Consider the following 331-nt stretch of genomic DNA (forward strand, 5'->3'; position numbering starts at 1 on the left):
GGCGAGTGGAAGCCCGGCCAATACATCGACCTGCTGCGCAACGCCAACTACACCCCGCGCGACGAGAAAGAGCCGGATGGCTACACCGGCAATAAAACCACGACCCTCGACCGCGTGCGCCTGCTGGTGATCCCGGACCCGGCGGCGGCCAAGGCGGCCTTGCTGTCGAAGAACGTCGACCTGCTGATTGACGTCACGCCGCTGGACGCCACCGAATTGGCTGCCAACCCCGGCATCAAGGTCACCTCCAGCGGCACCATGTCGGTCAACGCGTTGCTGTTCCAGACCCGCGACCCCTTGCTCAAAGATGTGCGCCTGCGCCAGGCCATCG

Annotated in this window: 1 protein-coding gene; it reads left to right on the plus strand. The window is 65.3% G+C overall.

Annotation, left to right across the window (positions count from 1 at the left end; translation table 11 throughout):
* Positions 1-331 (plus strand): ABC transporter substrate-binding protein (locus tag HX846_RS36630; RefSeq protein ID WP_256740440.1); only part of this gene is annotated, 331 nt, incomplete at both ends.

This window comes from Pseudomonas sp. K5002, assembly GCF_013386655.1.
Classification (GTDB): domain Bacteria; phylum Pseudomonadota; class Gammaproteobacteria; order Pseudomonadales; family Pseudomonadaceae; genus Aquipseudomonas.